Annotated in this window: 15 protein-coding genes; 2 read left to right on the top strand and 13 right to left on the bottom strand. The window is 56.9% G+C overall.

Features of this window, described 5'->3' with window-relative positions:
• Nucleotides 1–30: 30 nt before the first annotated feature.
• From upp to cyoA, 8 genes are all read right to left on the bottom strand, one after another.
• Complete coding sequence (gene upp, locus QZ869_RS14450) at nt 31–660, bottom strand: uracil phosphoribosyltransferase (RefSeq protein WP_062427135.1); 630 nt, start codon at nt 658–660, stop codon at nt 31–33.
• Nucleotides 661–759: 99 nt separating this feature from the next.
• The gene (locus QZ869_RS14445) at nt 760–1,758 is read right to left on the bottom strand and encodes an adenosine deaminase (RefSeq protein WP_296105604.1); all 999 of its coding nucleotides are present in this window, start codon (nt 1,756–1,758) and stop codon (nt 760–762) included.
• Nucleotides 1,755–2,975, bottom strand: a complete 1,221-nt coding sequence (locus QZ869_RS14440; RefSeq protein ID WP_296105602.1) for a phosphopentomutase — start codon at nt 2,973–2,975, stop codon at nt 1,755–1,757. Before QZ869_RS14440 ends, QZ869_RS14445 begins: the two co-directional genes overlap by 4 nt.
• Before the next feature lie 81 nt (nt 2,976–3,056).
• Entirely contained in the window at nt 3,057–3,842 is a 786-nt protein-coding gene (locus QZ869_RS14435) for an SURF1 family protein (protein WP_296105599.1), read from the bottom strand.
• A 137-nt stretch (nt 3,843–3,979) separates the two neighbouring features.
• A complete protein-coding gene (gene cyoD, locus QZ869_RS14430; protein ID WP_296105598.1) occupies nt 3,980–4,393 on the bottom strand; it encodes a cytochrome o ubiquinol oxidase subunit IV in 414 nt (137 codons plus the stop codon).
• Nucleotides 4,393–5,019, bottom strand: a complete 627-nt coding sequence (gene cyoC, locus QZ869_RS14425; protein WP_296077748.1) for a cytochrome o ubiquinol oxidase subunit III — start codon at nt 5,017–5,019, stop codon at nt 4,393–4,395. The genes cyoD and cyoC overlap by 1 nt, the downstream gene beginning before the upstream one ends.
• Nucleotides 5,020–5,022: 3 nt before the next feature.
• Complete coding sequence (gene cyoB, locus QZ869_RS14420) at nt 5,023–7,026, bottom strand: cytochrome o ubiquinol oxidase subunit I (protein WP_296040876.1); 2,004 nt, start codon at nt 7,024–7,026, stop codon at nt 5,023–5,025.
• A gap of 63 nt (nt 7,027–7,089) precedes the next feature.
• Nucleotides 7,090–8,190 (bottom strand): ubiquinol oxidase subunit II, encoded by a 1,101-nt coding sequence (cyoA, locus tag QZ869_RS14415; RefSeq protein WP_296016029.1) that lies wholly within the window; start codon nt 8,188–8,190, stop codon nt 7,090–7,092.
• Nucleotides 8,191–8,481: 291 nt separating this feature from the next.
• Between cyoA and QZ869_RS14410 the strand changes: the two genes are divergently transcribed.
• Nucleotides 8,482–9,801, top strand: a complete 1,320-nt coding sequence (locus tag QZ869_RS14410; protein ID WP_296015975.1) for an MFS transporter — start codon at nt 8,482–8,484, stop codon at nt 9,799–9,801.
• A gap of 268 nt (nt 9,802–10,069) precedes the next feature.
• Here the strand turns inward: QZ869_RS14410 and QZ869_RS14405 are convergent, their stop codons facing one another.
• From QZ869_RS14405 to fabA, 5 genes are all read right to left on the bottom strand, one after another.
• The gene (locus QZ869_RS14405; RefSeq protein ID WP_296040879.1) at nt 10,070–10,651 is read right to left on the bottom strand and encodes a TadE/TadG family type IV pilus assembly protein; all 582 of its coding nucleotides are present in this window, start codon (nt 10,649–10,651) and stop codon (nt 10,070–10,072) included.
• Nucleotides 10,652–10,660: 9 nt separating this feature from the next.
• A complete protein-coding gene (locus QZ869_RS14400; RefSeq protein ID WP_296105597.1) occupies nt 10,661–11,242 on the bottom strand; it encodes a TadE/TadG family type IV pilus assembly protein in 582 nt (193 codons plus the stop codon).
• Nucleotides 11,243–11,488: 246 nt separating this feature from the next.
• Nucleotides 11,489–12,295, bottom strand: coding sequence for an enoyl-ACP reductase FabI (gene fabI / locus QZ869_RS14395; protein WP_296040882.1), 807 nt, complete (start codon nt 12,293–12,295; stop codon nt 11,489–11,491).
• Between the two features lie 6 nt (nt 12,296–12,301).
• Entirely contained in the window at nt 12,302–13,525 is a 1,224-nt protein-coding gene (gene fabB, locus QZ869_RS14390) for a beta-ketoacyl-ACP synthase I (protein ID WP_296040883.1), read from the bottom strand.
• Nucleotides 13,526–13,589: 64 nt separating this feature from the next.
• Nucleotides 13,590–14,105 carry a 3-hydroxyacyl-[acyl-carrier-protein] dehydratase FabA gene (gene fabA / locus QZ869_RS14385; RefSeq protein WP_296015964.1) on the bottom strand — a complete coding sequence of 172 codons (516 nt, stop codon included), beginning with the start codon at nt 14,103–14,105 and terminating at the stop codon, nt 13,590–13,592.
• A gap of 297 nt (nt 14,106–14,402) precedes the next feature.
• On the opposite strand from fabA, the gene irrA reads away from it, so the two are divergent.
• Nucleotides 14,403–14,822 (top strand): iron response transcriptional regulator IrrA, encoded by a 420-nt coding sequence (gene irrA, locus QZ869_RS14380; protein WP_296015963.1) that lies wholly within the window; start codon nt 14,403–14,405, stop codon nt 14,820–14,822.
• Nucleotides 14,823–14,893 lie beyond the last annotated feature (71 nt).

Here is a 14,893-nt window from a genome sequence, read left to right as displayed (position 1 = left end):
CATGTCGACTATCCAGACTTCAGCCTTCTATCACTTGGTGCCGTACATACGGTCGCCGGCGTCGCCGAGACCCGGGACAATATAGCCCTTCTCGTTCAGCTTGCGATCGATCGCCGCGGTATAGATCGGCACATCGGGGTGCGCCTCGCGGAAGTTCTTGATGCCTTCCGGTGCTGCAAGCAGGCAGAGGAAGCGCATGTTCTTCGCACCGCGCTCTTTCAGTTTTTCGACAGCTGCAATCGAGGAATTGCCGGTGGCCAGCATAGGATCGACGACGATGATCAGGCGTGCGTCCAGGCTTTCCGGTGCTTTGAAGTAATATTCGACGGCTTCCAGCGTATCGTGATCGCGATAGACGCCGATGTGAGAGACACGCGCCGACGGCACGAGTTCCAGCATGCCTTCAAGCAGTCCGTTACCTGCGCGAAGGATAGAGGCAAATACCAGTTTCTTGCCTTCCAGCACTGGTGCCTCGATAGTTTCCATGGGCGTCTCGATGGTTTCCATCGTGAGGTCCAGGTCGCGCGTCACTTCATAGCACAGCAGCGTGGAAATCTCGCGCAAAAGACGCCTGAAGCCTGCCGTGGAGGTTTCCTTCTTGCGCATGAAGGTAAGTTTGTGCTGCACAAGCGGGTGATCGATGACTGTTACGCCGTCCATGGACGCTGGCCTTTCCTTTTTACTTTTATCTCTGTTCTCTTCGAACAAATGCTGGCTTTTCGCAAGACCGTCCTTCCGGTTTACACCGTGTCTACTGTCTTACCATCGAGGAGCAGCACCTGTCGAAGCATCGAAACGCGCCAGGAGGCGGCTTCGGGTCTCCTCATCGACGAAGGCAGCTTCCAGCGCCGTGCGGGTAAGCGCATTGATTTCGCCGTCAGAGAAGCCGAAGGCATGTCGAGCAATCTCATATTCCTGTGCCAGAGATGTGGCGAAGAATGGTGGGTCATCCGAGCTGATGCAGGTTCGAACGCCAGCATCGCGCAGTCGCTTCAACGGGTGGCTTTCGAAATCGGGATAGACGCTGAGCGCAATGTTGGAGCCTGGGCAAACTTCCAACACCGTCCCGAGTTCTACCAGACGCTCGACAAGGGCCGCATCCTCGATAGCGCGTACACCGTGGCCAATACGCTGGGGCTTCACGAGGTCCAGCGCATCGGCGACGCTGAATGCGCCGCAGACTTCGCCCGCATGAATGGTGAGACCGAGACCGGCATCGCGGGCAATGTCAAAGGCCCGAGCATAGTCGGCGACGCGGCCCATACGCTCCTCACCCGCCATGTTGAAACCGGTGATCAGCGGATGCTTCACCCTGGCGGCGTATTGCGCAGCGGCAACCACGCTGTCAGGTCCGAAATGGCGTTCGCCAGTGACAATGATACGCGCTTCGATCCCGGTCTTGCCCTTCGCACGCCGCATGCCCTCGGCTATGCCAGCGAGATAGGCATCCGCGCCGAGCCCGATGCGATCTCCGTGATCGGGGGAAATGATCAGTTCGCTATAGATGGTGTTCTCGCATGCGAGTTCGGTCAGGTAGGCCTCTGCCAGAGCTGCGTAGTCCTCCTCCGTCCTGAAGACCTGCGCCACGTCGTCGTAACAGCGAATGAACTCGGCAAAATCGTTCCAGACATAGGCGCCATCGCGCAGGAACGCGCTCGTCTCGACATTGTATTTGCGCGCCTGTTCCAACACGAGAGCGGGCGGCGCCGCTCCTTCCAGATGGCAGTGGATTTCAGCTTTCAACAGATGATGGGTCACATAAAACTCCTGCCGTGCCTTCCGGACGGTATGCTGAGGTGTGCCGCAATACTCTCGCCAATATCGGCATAGCTTGAGCGAATTCCGATGTTTCTCTCGCGAATGCCTGGTCCGAAGGCCATGATTGGTACGCGCTCGCGTGTATGGTCGGTGCCTCGCCAGGTGGGATCGCAGCCATGATCGGCAGTCAGGATAGCGAGGTCGCCCGGCTGCATCTTGCGGTGAATTTCTGGAAGTCGCGCATCGAACATCTCCAATGCCGCGGCATAGCCCGCAACATCGCGGCGATGACCATAATGCATGTCGAAATCGACGAAATTGGTGAAAACGAGATCGCCGTTCAGAGCTTCCTCCATGGCCTCAAGCGTGGCGTCCATCAAGGCCTCGTTGCCATTTGCCTTGATCACACGCGACACGCCCTGATGGGCGTAGATATCGCCGATCTTGCCGATCGCCAGCACCTTGCGGTCCCTATCGACCAGACGATCCAAAAGTGTCGGTTCAGGCGGCAGCACGGAAAAATCCCGCCGATTGCCGGTGCGCGTAAAGGTCGCCGATGTCTCCCCGATAAAGGGGCGAGCGATAACGCGCCCGATATTCAAGGGGTCGAGAATTTTTCGAACCACTTCGCAAAGGGCGATCAAACGATCAAGGCCAAAATGGCTCTCATGCGCGGCAATTTGGAAGACCGAGTCCGACGAGGTGTAGCAGATGGGCTTTCCAGTGCGGATATGCTCCTCACCAAGGCGGGCAATGATGTCGGTGCCGGAGGCATGACAATTACCCAGGATACCGGGCACTTCGCCCTTCTCACAAATCTCATCGACCAGTTCGGACGAAAAGGCTTCCCCCTCGGTCGGGAAGTAGCCCCACTCGAAACGGACTGGTGTTCCGGCAATCTCCCAATGCCCCGAGGGAGTATCCTTACCCTTGGAAACTTCGTTAGCGCAGCCGTGCAAGCCGTAAATCCTTTCTGGCGGCAGCATTCCGGCCAGACTTGTGCCGCTCGCAAGCCTCGCAATCTCAAGCAAGCCAAGCGCTGACATGTTCGGGAGCTTGAGCGGACCCGATCTCAACCCCGCTCTATCGGCCGCACCTGCGGCGCAGAATTCGGCGATATGGCCGAGCGTATTCGAGCCGAGATCTCCATAATGCTCGGCATCGGGCGCACCGCCCACGCCAAAAGAATCGAGAACAAGCAGAAATGCGCGGGCCATGCTTCACCATGAAAGTCGCGACAGGATTATCGCTTTGCAGCGCCGATATATAGAACACCACAAAGGAAAAGGTGAAACGCTTTATTGGGAAGGACCGTCCGCGTCATTCCCCTCATTACGCTTCGGCGCATTCAGATTGCGCGTCACGTACCAGCCCGCAGCAACGGTCATTCCGGCCAGAACGTACCACGTGATCGCATAGGAGAGATGGTTGTTTGGAAAGGTCAGCATGGTCTTGCCGCCGATCGGCAAGTTGCCGGGATTTGGCGTCGCATCGGCATCTACGTAGAAAGGCGCAACATCGCCAAGCGACTTGGCCTTGGCGATCTCGGCAATATTGCGTGAGTACCAGCGATTGTTCTGAGGATCATTGGTGCGCAGGAAGAGCCCACCGGTTTCCGGCGCCCGCATGAGACCAATGACGTCTACGCGGGCTGGTAATTCGCCTGCAAGACGCGTAGCCGGGTCTCGCTTGTCGGTTGGTACAAAGCCGCGATTGACGATCACGACGGAGCCGTCATCGCGTTGCAAAGGGGTCAAGACCCAAAAGCCCGGTCCAAGATCGGACACCGTATAGACCTGCACCTCATCCTGATGGCGGAAGATGCCCGTCAGCCGAACGCGACGATACTCATATGTCGAAGGATCGGTCAGTGTTGCCCATTGCGATTGCGGCGGCGCGTCTACGGGCTCTGCATGGGCCCGCTCTTCTACCTGCTGAATGAGATCGAGCTTCCAAGACAGTCGCTTCACCTGCCAGGTGCCGAGCGCCAATAACATGCCTGTAAGAATGACAGTCATCAGAACGACGACAACGACGGCGGGGCGAATGCGCATTTTGCCTTCCGTTTGGATCGGGGTCTGCATGGTGTGTTCCTCAAGAGCGTCATGCTCAAACACATAACCCCATGAATCCGCTCTCCGATTCATGGGGTTATGTGTCTGCTCGGAGGGATGATCCGCGCCGTATTCAGGCGCGGATCTTCATTATTTAACCCGGTGCGTCACGGCAGATTCTTCATCTGCTCCATCGTCATGGTCGGCATCATGTTCTTGTTCATGTTGTACATGACCCAGAGGGAGCCGACGAGCGCGATCATGACGACGACCAGCGTGAAGAGCAGCGACATGAAGGTCCAGCCGCCCTGCGACTTGGTGTTCATGTGCAGGAAGTAGATCATGTGGACGAAGACCTGAACCACGCCAAAGGCCATGATGATGATCACAGTAGCGGTGCGGCTTTCCAGAACGTCTCCCATCACCAGCCAGAAAGGAATGGCAGTGAGGATAACCGACAGTATGAAGCCGATCATGTAGCTCTTGAAGGAGCCATGATCCTCGCCGCTCTCATGGTGATGATCGTCCCCATGATCGGCATGACCATGCGCGTGGTCGTGTGAATGTGTGTTCGAACTCATCACAGAACTCCAACCAGATAGACGAAGGAAAAGACGCCGATCCAGATGACGTCGAGGAAGTGCCAGAACATCGAAAGGCAGGTCAGGCGACGCATGTTTTCCGCGTGCAAGCCGAACTTCTTGACTTGCACCATCAACGTGACCAGCCAGATCACGCCGAAGGTGACGTGCAGGCCGTGGGTGCCGACCAGCGCAAAGAAGGCGGACAGAAAGGCGGAGCGATGCGGGCCGGCACCCTCTTCGATCAGGTGATGGAACTCATAGAGTTCAAGACCGAGGAAGCAGAGACCGAAGACACCAGTGATGGCGAGCCAGAGCAGCGTCGAATTGACCTTCTTCTTCTGCGCTTCCAGCATGGCAAAGCCATAGGTGATGGAGGAGAAGAGCAGGAAGCCGGTGTTGATCGCAACCAACTTGAGATCGAAGAGATCCGCGCCCGAAGGACCGGCCGCATAGCTGCGACCGACAACGGCATAAGTTGCGAAGAGCGTTGCAAAGATCAGGCAGTCGCTCATCAGATAGAGCCAGAAACCGAGCGAGGTGCCGTTTTCCGGATGATGGTCTTCCTTCAGGTAGAAGACCGGCTTTTCCGCGCTGTCGGCGGTCTGTGCGGGTACTTGAGACATGAGTTACGCCTGAGTTGCCAGCAGCTTGGTACGCGCTGCTTCGATTTCCGCCACATCCGTTTCCGGAATGTAGTAGTCGCGATTGTAGTTGAAGGTGTGGGCAATCGAGACCGCGATGATCGCGAGCAAGCTTGCAGCGGCAAGCCACCAGATATGCCATACCAGACCGAAGCCAAGAGCGACGCTGATGGCGCTGATGATGACGCCCGTGCCCGTGTTCTTCGGCATGTGGATCGGGATGAAACCCTCCACAGGACGCTCAGCGCCACGCTTCTTCATGTCTGCCCAGGCATCGACATCATGCACGACCGGCGTGAAGGCGAAGTTATAGGCAGGTGGCGGAGAAGACGTCGACCATTCCAGCGTGCGACCATCGAAGGCGTCGCCCGTGACGTCGCGCAGCTGCTCGCGCTTCAGGTATCCGAAGACGATCGACAGCAGGAAGGAAGCGATGCCGACGGCAATGATGGCTGCGCCGATTGCAGCGATCACGAACCAGATTTGCAAGGACGTATCCTCGAACTGGCTGAGACGACGGGTCACACCCATCAGGCCGAGAACGTAGAGCGGCATGAAGGCAACATAGAAGCCGACAAACCAGCACCAGAAGGACATCTTGCCCCAGAACGGATCAAGACGGAAGCCGAAGGCCTTTGGAAACCAGTAGACGATACCGGCCAGAACACCGAAGACCACGCCGCCGATGATCGTGTTGTGGAAGTGAGCGATCAGGAACAGCGAATTGTGCAGTACGAAGTCAGCCGGAGGAACGGCGAGCAGAACGCCGGTCATACCGCCGATGACGAAGGTGATCATGAAGCCGACCGCCCATAGCATCGGGACGTCGAACTTGATCCGACCCTTATACATCGTGAAGAGCCAGTTGAAGATTTTCGCTCCCGTCGGGATCGAGATGATCATCGTCGTGATGCCGAAGAAGGCGTTGACGCTGGCACCAGAACCCATGGTGAAGAAGTGGTGCAGCCACACGACATAGGCCAGGATGGTGATAACGGCGGTCGCGTAAACCATCGAGGTGTAGCCGAAGAGTCGCTTCTGGGAGAAGGTCGCAACGATTTCCGAGAAGATACCGAAGGCTGGAAGAACCAGGATGTAGACTTCAGGGTGACCCCAGATCCAGATGAGGTTGACGTACATCATCGGATTGCCACCAAGGTCATTGGTGAAGAAGTTCATGCCAAGATAACGGTCTAGCGTTAGCAGGGCGAGCGTGCCGGTCAGGATCGGGAAGGATGCCACGATCAGGATGTTGGAACACAGCGACGTCCAGACGAAGATCGGCAGGCGCATCATGGTCATGCCAGGGGCGCGCATCTTGATGATGGTGACGATCAGGTTGATACCCGACAAGGTCGTTCCCACACCAGCGATCTGCAGGCCCCAGATATAGTAGTCGACGCCAACGCTCGGACTTCCCTCGATGCCAGACAATGGCGGATAGGCCAGCCAGCCGGTCTGAGCGTATTCACCGATAAAGAGCGAGATCATGGTGATCACCGCGCCTGCGGTCGTCATCCAGAAGGAGAAGTTGTTGAGGAAAGGGAAGGACACGTCGCGCGCGCCGATCTGTAGAGGCACGACGTAGTTCATCAAACCGGTGATCATCGGCATGGCCATGAAAAAGATCATGATGACGCCGTGCGCGGTGAAGATCTGGTCGTAGTGGTGCGGCGGAAGGTAGCCTTCCGCTCCACCAGAGGCGATCGCCTGCTGGACACGCATCATGATCGCGTCGGCGAAGCCGCGCAGAAGCATGACGAGGGCCAGAATGATGTACATGATGCCGATCTTCTTATGGTCGATCGATGTAAACCATTCCTTCCAGAGATAACCCCAAAGGCGGAAATAGGTGACGAGACCGAGGACGGCTGCGCCGCCGATCGCCACCCCAATAAAGGTGACAATGAGAATGGGCTCGTGGAGCGGGATGGATTCCCACGTCAGTTTCCCGAACAGGAACGACGTTTGATCGGTGGTGGCGACCATTTTAGCCTCTTGCTTCAATCTTAAGGGCGGCGCGAATGCGCGCCGCAGACAATCATTTCAATGTCAGCCAGCGTTGGCCGGAGCAGCGGCTGCTTGTGCCTTGACCTGCGGCAGCGCAGCCGGCTCGAAGGTCTGGCCTTCGATCGTGGCAGGCAGGGAGCCAGGACCGGTGGCCACACCGTAAGGCGAAAGCGGAGTGCAGACGACGGAGTTCAACGCCTTGGCGATATCGATGCCCTCCTTGCCGCCGCCGCCATTGGCGTCGACATGCATCATGTCGCGCATGCACAGCTTGTTCGGCTCGACGCAGCGATTGAGAATGGCGTCGTAAAGCTCGGGATCGACATTGGCGAAGTATTCGACCGGGTTGCGTTCGCTCGGCTTGGCAAAGTCCAGATATTCCATCCGACCGAAAGGCTTGCCGCCATCCTTGACCTTGGCCACCCATTGATCGAAGCCCTGCTGGCTAAGGCCATGGAACTTGAAGCGCATATGCGAGAATCCGGGACCGGAGAAATTCGCCGAAAAGCCGTCATAGACGCCTTCGCGATTGATCACGGCGTGAAGCTTGGTCTGCATGCCGCCCATGGCGTAAATCTGGCCGGCAAGCGCTGGCACGAAGAAGGAGTTCATTGCTGTCGTGCCGGTGATCTTGAAGTTGATCGGAACGTCGACAGGGGCTGCGAATTCATTGACGCTGCCGATGCCAAGTTCGGGATAGAAGAACAGCCACTTCCAATCCATGGCGACGACTTCGACCGTCAGCGGCTTGACCTCTTGTGTTACTTCACGGGTTTCATCGATGCGATCGAGCGGACGATATGGGTCTAGACGGTGGGTAGCGATCCAGGTGACGGTGCCAAGCATCAGAATGATGGCGACAGGTGCCGACCAGATGACCATTTCCAGACGTGTGGAGTGGTGCCACTCGGGGTCGTAATCGGTGGCCTTGGCGGCTTCGCGATACTTCCAGGCGAAGAAGATTGTCAGAGCGATGACCGGAACGATGATCAACAGCATGAGAACCGTGGCAGTGATGATCAGATCTGCCTGCTGGCGGGCCACATCGCCCGAGGGGTTCATGACGACGAGGTCACAGCCGCTGAGCAGCAGCAACGACGAAAGGCCCGCAAGGGCCGCGGTAAGTTTCTTGATCGTGCGCACGTTCTTCAACTCGATTATTCGGTATGGACTGGAATTAGTTGCCAAATGTCATTTAATAAATGTGTAATTTTGTCGCGGTGCAGCGGCGTTTTGCGCTGCAACAATGACACCCGGATGCGAAGATCGCCATTGACCTTACAAATACCCTAAACGGCATCGGATCTGCAAGGAATTTCAGGCAATTCCGTTTGACGCTTGAAGTGCAGTGTGTGACAATCCGCCGCATGTAACGCAACGGATGAGGAGCCGCCTGCGTTATGGCATGGTTCGGAATATCTAGGAGGGATTATTATGAGCTATACTGACACCGCTTCGACTTTTCCGGGCTCTGGTGCCCCTTCGGGTCAGGCTCCTGTCGCGGTTGACCCTGACCGTATCACAATGGCTGTCATTCTGGCGAGAATGACGGAGTTTTTCGACTTTTTCGTTTATGCAATCGCCTCCGTTCTGGTCTTCCCTTACGTCTTCTTTTCATTTGCGGACCCGCTGACGGCAACCCTTTATTCCTTCGCGGTTTTCTCGCTCGCCTTCGTAGCGCGACCCATCGGCTCGCTCATCTTCCTGCAGATCGACCGAAAGTTCGGGCGCGCCGTCAAGCTGACCGCTGCGCTCTTTACCCTCTGCGGCTCAACCATGGCGATCAGCTTCCTGCCCTCCTATAGTGATGTCGGCGTCATCGCGCCGATCCTGCTGGCGGTGTTCCGTATTGGTCAGGGTCTCGGTCTCGGCGGCGCATGGGATGGCCTTGTGTCGCTTCTCGCCATGAACGCGCCCGAAAGGCAGCGTGGCTGGTATGCGATGATGCCTCAAATCGGTGCGGCCATGGGCTTTGGCCTTGCCAGCGCGTTCTTCATCATCTTCGTGACGCAGCTGTCCAACCCGGAATTTCTTGGCTGGGGCTGGCGCTTCCCCTTCTTCGTCGCCTTGGCACTGAATGTTCTGGCTCTTTTTGCACGGCTGCGTATGATCGTGACACCTGAGTTCCAAGCCATGCTGGCGCAGCATGAACTTGAACCGAAACCCATGTTCGAAATGCTGCGTACACAGGCGCGTGTCGTCATTACCGGCGCGTTCGTGCCTCTTGCGAGCTTCGCTCTTTTTCACCTCGTTACGGTCTTCCCGATCAGCTGGGTGGTTCTGCATACGCAGCAGCGCTTGTCGGACTTCCTCTTCGTCCAGTTCATCAGCGCGATCATCGGCGGTGGAATGATCGTCGTTTCCGGCGCGCTTGCCGACCGTATCGGTCGCCGCAAGTTGCTGGTGATCGCGGCAACGCTGATCGGCATCTTCAGCTTCGTGGCGCCTATCCTGATGGCATCCGGCGACATCGGCCGTTACCTCTTCGTGCTGATCGGCTTTTCGCTCCTTGGCCTCTCCTTCGGCCAGGCTGGCGGAGCGCTCGCGTCTCGCTTCAGCCGGGAATATCGCTACACCGGTGCATCTCTCACCTCCGATATCTCGTGGCTGATCGGCGCCGGTTTTGCACCATTGGTGGCGCTTGGCTTCTCGTCCAAGTTCGGCCTGTTCGCTGTCGGTCTATATCTGCTGTCCGGCGCGGCTTGCACAATCGTGGCGCTGTTCTTCAGCCGTAAACTCGATATGCCAGCCTGATCACGCTGACAGTAAAGACCTGCCTCTAGAAGCAAAGCTGCGGAACCCTTCGGTTCCGCAGCTTTCTTGTTTCAACCGACCATAATTGTTTCAGTTAAGCGTGCCTGAAGCCGACCATGCACATGCACGAAGAGAGAAGTGGAGGAACGGGGGGCATGCGCCATAACTGCCTCTAACACCTGTTCGAATATTCTAGGTGTTCTAAAGCCGCCTCGCCTGCCGTTTGTTTGCCGCCACTGCTTGAACCGCGCGACGTGCTTTCGCATCGTCAGCAGTCACCGCAAACGATGGGGTCTCCCTCGCGCTTGGCGAAGTAGTAATCGCGACTGATCGTGATCGTCTTCAAATTTGAAGACAATGTCGGCATGACAGTCAGGAGTTCGTGCGGCACCGAGAATTCTGCATGAACAAGAAAGTCGGCGGCCGAGCGCAAGTTCGCCGGTACGTCGACGCGCGCACCGAGCGTATATGGGCGACCGTCATCCTGATCCCATGACCAAGCGACCGTCGCAACCTGGTTGGCGTCGATCGCGATGCCCGTGATCTTCAACTTCATTCCATCAGCACTATAGGGGCTCAATATCGTGGCAGCGAGATTTTTCATCGTCTTCAGATAAGCCTTGGTGACGCTCGACTGCGCAGAAACGTTATCGGCTATCGTTCCAGCAGACCGCGTCGCCCGCTTATAGACGCTGAAGCCCAGAGTTAGTTCAAATGAAGTCAGATAGAGGGAAACGAGCAGTGGGAAGATGATGGCGAACTCGATTGCGCCGACGCCTTTTTTGTCCCTGGCGAAGCGACGAAAAATTCCGCCTGTCCCTGTATGCGATAGCCGAGATTCAATCGTCATATCCGCTCACTAGTAGCTTTCGTTGCGATAGGCGTCCGTCGCAACGATGAGAAAATGGGAGGGCATCGAGCCATCCGCCGGGCGGATTTTCGTCAGATAGGGACGAATGAGATCCGTCATGACCTGCCAGCGATAGTATGAGCGCAGCATATTGATCGTGCCAGATCCACCGGGCTTAAAGCCAAAGGTCGACGTATTGAGATCGTAGTAATCGCCGGTCTTGATCAGTGGAATGGCCGCGGGCATATCTGCGAAGCTATTGAATTGCCGAAGATCGATATAGAGCTTGGATGGGGTTTTGATCTCGTCTTCAGAGCAGGTGACGAGTACCGAGACTTCCTGGCAGAAGGCCCGACGAAAATCTTCTCTGGTAATCGTGCTGCTGATCTGCCCCGTGCGCAACTTTCGCGCCATCGTATCGGTCGCATTAACGAAAAGCTGCTCGCCCATCAGCGCGATGAATGTTTCGATAATCGCAAAGACGACCAGAAAATATGGCAGTGCCAAAAGGGCAAATTCTATCGCTGTGGCGCCGTCGCGGGAACGGATCAGCCTGCCAGTTAATGCCTTTTGCAACATTGGCCTTTGCATGACGTTTTTCAATCTCTGCCGGAAACTGATCTTTAGGAATTGTCACCTGGAAAGATCATTATGGAGGCTTTGTTTATATTTCCTTGTCCGAAAGGTTTGCATTTGCGGCATGTGCCAATTTTCAGCATCTATCCATGCCGCTGGATCGCGCGCCAATGCGAAAAGCCCGGCTAGGCCGGGCTTGGAAAAATGCGATGGTCACGAGCCTGAAAGCGTGAAAATCAACACGCTTCAGGCGAGAGAGGCTCAGTCAGCGTCAGCTCGACGGAGTTCTTCGAGTGTCGGCACCGAGGTGATGTTATAGCCGCAATCCACATAGTGGCATTCGCCTGTCACGCCGCGGGAGAGGTTCGACAGGAGATAAAGTGCCGATCCACCGATATCGTCGATATCGGCTGTGCGCCGAAGCGGCGCGTTCTTCAGGTTCCAGGCAAAGATAGCTCTGGCATCCGAGATACCGGCACCTGCCAGCGTACGAACGGGACCTGCCGAAATGGCGTTGACGCGAATACCCTTCGGACCGTAATCGGCAGCCAGATAGCGCACCGAGGCCTCGAGAGCCGCTTTGGCGACACCCATGACATTGTAGTTCGGAATGACACGCTGCGACCCATTATAGGTCAGCGTCAACATGGAACCGCCATCTGTCATCAGACCTGCAGCCCGCTTGGCGATTTCGGTGAAGGAGAAGCAGGAGATGACCATCGTGCGGCTGAAATTCTCGCGCGTGGTATCGGCGTAGAGACCCTTCAACTCATTCTTGTCGGAGAAGCCGATGGCATGAACGACAAAGTCGATCGAACCCCAACGCTCACGCAGCGCCTCGAAAAGCGCGTCTACGGACGCGATATCTTCGACATCGCAGGGCACGATAAAATCGGAGCCAAGCTCTGCGGCGAGCGGCTTCACGCGCTTGCCAAGCGCCTCTCCCTGATAGGTGAAAGCCAGTTCCGCGCCTTGCGCGGCCAGCGCCTTGGAGATACCCCAGGCGATAGAGTGATTGTTTGCGACGCCCATGATGAGGCCGCGTTTACCCTGCATGATGCCGTTCATGGGCAATTATCCGTTATAGCGCTGGAAGACGAGCGTGGCGTTGGTACCGCCGAAGCCGAACGAGTTGGAAAGCACAGTGTCGATCTTGGCGTCATCGATACGCTTACGAACGATCGGAACGCCATCGAATTCCGGATCGAGCGTCTCGATATGGGCACTTTCTCCGATGAAGCGCTCCTGCATCATCAACAAACCGTAGATCGACTCCTGAACGCCGGCAGCGCCGAGCGAGTGGCCCGTCAGCGACTTTGTCGACTGGATATGCGGGATCTTGTCGCCAAAGACTTCGCGGATCGCGCCGATTTCCTTGCTGTCGCCGACAGGCGTGGAGGTGCCGTGGGTGTTGACGTAATCGACATCGCCCGTCACCGTCGCAAGCGCCTGGCGCATGCAGCGTATGGCACCTTCGCCGGAGGGAGCGACCATGTCGTAACCGTCCGAGGTTGCGCCGTAGCCGACGATCTCGGCATAGATCTTTGCGCCGCGGGCCTTGGCATGCTCCAGCTCTTCCAGAACCAGAACGCCTGCGCCACCGGCTATCACGAAGCCATCGCGGTTGACGTCATAGGCGCGCGAAGCGACCGAAGGCGTGTCGTTATACTTGGAAGACATGGCGCCCATAGCGTCGAACAGGTTCGACATGGACCAGTCGAGATCCTCATGACCGCCGGCAAACATCACATCCTGCTTGCCCCACTGGATCATCTCAGCCGCATTGCCGATGCAGTGCGCAGACGTCGAGCAGGCCGACGAGATGGAGTAGTTGACGCCGTGGATCTTGAACCATGTGGCAAGCGTTGCCGATGCCGTCGACGACATGGCCTTCGGCACGGCAAACGGGCCGATGCGCTTGGGGCTATTGTTCTTCAGCGTGATGTCGGATGCCTCGACGATGGTGCGCGTGGACGGACCGCCCGAACCCATGATGATGCCGGTGCGCTCATTGCCGCTGATATCGCTTTCTTCCAGGCCGGAATCGGCGATCGCCTGTTTCATTGCAACATGGTTCCACGCTCCACCCTGGGAGAGGAAGCGCATGGCGCGGCGGTCTACCAGATCGGTCGGATCCAGCGATGGCTTGCCCCAGACCTGGCACTTGAAGCCGTGTTCGGCAAAATCGGGCGAGAACGAAATGCCGGACTTTGCGTCTCTCAAGGAAGCCGTGACTTCGCCCGCGTCGCTGCCGATCGATGAAACGATACCGAGGCCGGTGACTACAACTCTTCTCATGAAGGTGACCTTTTCTTAAAGCTTGCCGCAGATGGCGCGAGTTGCGCCCGTCTTGCCAAAGACGTCAGGCGGTCTTTTCCTTAGACAGACCAACGCGGAGGTCCGTCGCTTGATAGATGGTTTCGCCATCGGCCTTCAGCCAGCCATCGGCGGTGCCGAGCACGAGCCGGCCGCGCATCACGCGCTTGAAATCGATGCCATACTGCAAGAGTTTGGTTTCAGGACGAACCATGCCCTTGAACTTCACTTCCCCGGTCGACAGCGCCATGCCGCGGCCAGGTTCACCCAGCCAACCGAGGAAAAAGCCGGTCAGCTGCCACATGCCGTCGAGGCCAAGGCAGCCAGGCATGATCGGGTTGCCTTGGAAATGGCAGGGGAAGTACCAGTCGTCCGGGCTTACATCATATTCCGCGCGGATGAAGCCCTTGTCGAACTCACCGCCGGTTTCGGAAATCTCAGTGATACGATGAACCATCAGCATGGGAGGCAGAGGAAGCTGAGCATTGCCTGGGCCGAACAGCTCGCCGCGGCCACACGCCAGAATTTCCTCGTAATTATAGCTGGATTGCCTCGTTGCCATTCTTTCCGTTTCCCGTCTCGTCGTGTTTCTAGACTTCTGTAAAGCAAGTTAAGCTCAAAATGAAGCGCCACAAGGGCAGCATACATATCAGAGTAGACCAACTTGCCGGAAGCCCGTTCCCAATATGGCGCCCGCATACAGGAAGCGTAAGGACGGAACCAGAGGAAAATTGCAAAAACGGCCCTTTTGGCGCCAACAGGACAGACCGCTCCGCTGGAAACTATTGAAAGCCTTGCCCTTAAAAGATATATGCATCCTCAAGACGTACTTTATAACCGTTCTCAGGAACCCTGATCGATGGCATTCGACGCCACCTTGGACATTGGAACACGGCTACGCCGCTTCGGCCTGCGCCCGACACGCCAGCGCATTGCGCTCGGCGATTTGCTGTTCGCCAAGGGTGACCGTCATTTGACGGTCGAGGAACTGCATGACGAGGCTGTTACCGCCGGCGTGCCCGTATCCTTGGCAACGGTCTACAATACGCTGCACCAATTCACCGAAGCAGGCCTGATCCGCGTGCTGGCGGTCGAGGGGGCGAAAACCTATTTCGACACCAATGTTTCGGATCACCATCACTTCTTCGTCGAGGGTGAAAACGAGGTCTTGGATATTCCCGTGAACAATCTTGAGATCAGCAATCTTCCCGAGCCCCCGCAGGGAATGGAAATCGCCCATGTGGACGTGGTAATCCGTCTGCGGCGTAAAGACAGCTAATGGTGCGCTTGCATCACAAATGGCGTCATGAGGCACCGCGAGGTGCCTTTATCGTTTCGGAGGATCGCTCC

This window comes from uncultured Agrobacterium sp. (assembly GCF_913777885.1).
In the GTDB taxonomy this organism is placed as follows: Bacteria; Pseudomonadota; Alphaproteobacteria; order Rhizobiales; family Rhizobiaceae; genus Agrobacterium.
The sequence above is the reverse complement of the archived record's forward strand: the minus strand, read 5'-3'. Positions and strand labels throughout refer to the sequence as shown.